Source organism: Mesorhizobium sp. M7A.F.Ca.CA.004.06.1.1, from assembly GCF_003999135.1.
In the GTDB taxonomy this organism is placed as follows: domain Bacteria; phylum Pseudomonadota; class Alphaproteobacteria; order Rhizobiales; family Rhizobiaceae; genus Mesorhizobium.
In genome coordinates this window covers 1-2,194 of record NZ_RZPQ01000884.1, presented here as the reverse complement: position 1 = coordinate 2,194, position 2,194 = coordinate 1, and the positions used below count along the sequence as shown (strand labels likewise).

Here is a 2,194-nt window from a genome sequence, read left to right as displayed (position 1 = left end):
GGACACGGCCGAGCCGTTGGAGGAAAAGCGCCATGGCGACCCAAGCTGATGCGCAGGAACTGGCGGCCTTGCGGGCGCTTTCGGCCAGCATCGGGCGGAGCCCGCATCTGACCCAGGCGGCAGGCGGCAACACCTCGCTGAAAGCCGGCGACACGCTGTGGATCAAGGCCTCCGGCACCTGGCTGAAGGACGCGCTCGTCGATGACATCATGGTGCCGGTGGCGATGGCGCCGCTGCTGAGAGCCGTCGAGCAGCGCGATCGCGCCGCCGACCAGCCGCAGGGTTTCACCATTGCAGCGCTCAACCCGCGCGGCCTGCGGCCGTCGATCGAGACCACGGTGCACGCCCTGATGCCGCAGCGCGTTGTTCTGCATGTCCATTGCGTCGACACCATCTCGCTTGCCGTGCAGGCCGATGGCGAGGCCGAGGTCGCCAGGCGGCTCGATGGCATCGAATGGGCCTATGTGCCCTATTTCCGGCCCGGCCTGCCGCTTGCACGCGGCATCGCCGAGAAACTGCGGCCTGGTGTCGACGTGCTGATCCTTGGCAATCACGGCCTGGTCGTCGCCGCCGAAACCGTCGCCGGGGCGGAGCTTCTGCTGCGCCGTATCAGGTCATTGCTGGCCCGGCCGGCGCGCGCGACCGCCGCACCAGACCTCGACGCCTTGGCGGCGCTTGCCGGCGGCAGCGGCTACAGATTACCGGCCGCTGTCGAAGCGCATGCGGTTGCGCTCGACCCTGAGAGCCGCCGCATGGCGCAGGCCGGCAGCCTCTATCCGGACCACGTCATCTTCCTCGGCCAGGGCTCCGTCGTGGCGAAACCAGGCGAGGCGGTGGCCGATGTCATTGCACGACTGGGCACGTCGCCTGCGGCGATCCTGTTTCCCGGCGCAGGCGTGCTGATGCGCGGCGACGCCAGTGCCGGCGCCGATGCCATGCAACGCTGCCTCGCCGACGTGACGGCGCGCATCGATGTCGCCGCGCGGCTGAACTATCTCACCGCTTCCGAGAATGACGAACTGGTCAACTGGGACGCCGAGCAATATCGCCAGAAGCTAAACGCGGCTGGCGGCTAGCATGGGCATGATGCCACTTGCCATCGGCATCGACATCGGCACATCGGGTGCGCGCGCCGTCGCCATGCGCCCGGATTTTTCCATAGCCGGGCACGCGGCCGTCCCACTCGACAGGTTTGGCAGCGAGGGGCGAGCTCCCACGGCGTGGTGGCAAGCGGTCAAGACGGTGCTGACGGAGCTGCTTTCCGGCATCGACCGCACGGCGGTCCGCGCCATCGCCGTTGACGGCACCTCCGGCACGCTGCTGCCGGTCGACGCCGCCGGGCGGCCGCTGGCCGAACCGCTGATGTACAACGACAAGGTCGATGACGACGACGTCCTGGCCGTGATCGCCCGCACCGCGCCGGCTGCAAGTGCAGCGCACGGAGCGACATCCGGCCTCGCCAAGGCCCTGCGCTTCCAGCATCTGCCGGGCATTGCGGCGGTGCTGCATCAGGCCGACTGGATTGCCGGAAACTTCTCCGGCCGCTTCGACATCAGCGACGAGAACAATGCCCTGAAGACAGGCTATGATGTCGAGGCCCGCCGCTGGCCGGAATGGATCGCGGCGACCGGAATGCGCATGGAGTTGCTGCCGCGCGTGGTCGAACCGGGCGAGGTCACGGGCGCCCTCACCGCGGAAGCCGGGGAACTGTTCGGCTTACCGCGCGATGTGGCCGTCGTCGCCGGAACCACGGATGGTTGCGCCTCGTTCCTGGCGACCGGTGCCGCCGCGATCGGCGACGGCGTCACTGCGCTGGGATCCTCGCTGACCATCAAGATCCTGTCCGACCGGCCGATTGCGGCGCCGCGCTTCGGCATCTACAGCCACCGGCTCGGCAACGCCTGGCTGGCGGGCGGTGCGTCGAATTCCGGCGGCAAGGTGCTGGCTCAGCATTTTCCGCTCGCCTGTATCATCGAACTCAGCGCGACAATCGACCCGGAGACCGACACCGGCCTCGATTACTATCCGCTTCCCGCCACGGGCGAACGATTTCCGATCGCCGATCCGGCGCTGCCGCCTCGCCTTGCGCCCCGGCCGGCGGACGACGCCGATTATCTGAAAGCGATGTTCGAAGGCATCGCCGCGATCGAAACGCTCGGCTATGACAGGCTTGCCGAACTCGGCGCGCCCGCGC

At 68.5% G+C, this 2,194-nt stretch carries 2 protein-coding genes; both read left to right on the top strand.

What is annotated here, in order from left to right; translation table 11 throughout:
* Positions 1–32 precede the first annotated feature (32 nt).
* Positions 33–1,076, top strand: coding sequence for a class II aldolase/adducin family protein (locus tag EN906_RS31675; RefSeq protein WP_127266684.1), 1,044 nt, complete (start codon positions 33–35; stop codon positions 1,074–1,076).
* A 7-nt stretch (positions 1,077–1,083) separates the two neighbouring features.
* Positions 1,084–2,194 (top strand): FGGY-family carbohydrate kinase (locus tag EN906_RS31670; protein ID WP_164777514.1); only part of this gene is annotated, 1,111 nt, incomplete at its 3' end.

What these genes read in the sequence shown, in the direction of transcription:
- EN906_RS31675 (WP_127266684.1), top strand. Translation starts at nt 33, where the DNA reads ATGGCGACCCAAGCTGATGCGCAGGAACTGGCGGCCTTGCGGGCGCTT.